This window comes from Frigoribacterium sp. AC759 (assembly GCF_979256015.1).
Genome location: NZ_CEEDMT010000191.1, coordinates 1 through 237 on the forward strand (window position 1 = coordinate 1; position 237 = coordinate 237).

Annotated in this window: 1 protein-coding gene; it reads right to left on the minus strand. The window is 75.9% G+C overall.

The window, feature by feature from the left end:
- Positions 1-237, minus strand: a 237-nt coding sequence (locus ACZ6JE_RS15610) for an aminotransferase class V-fold PLP-dependent enzyme (protein ID WP_464319542.1), incomplete at both ends; no start/stop codon positions are given.

Below are 237 nucleotides of genomic sequence, written 5' to 3' on the forward strand. Positions count from 1 at the left end.
GCCGCGCGCTCCTGCCCGGGCACCAGGTGCGCGTGGTGCTCGGCCTCGGTGAGCACGATCTCGTCGCCGGGACGGAGGGCGAACCGGCGGGCCGGCGCTCCCCCGCGACCGTGCGTCGCGTTCGCGCAGCCGTAGGCGACGAGGTTCAGGGCGTCGGTCGCGTACGCCGTCCAGACGATCTCGTCGACGGAGGCGCCGACGAACCCGGCGACGGTGGCCCGGGCGTCTTCGAAGGCC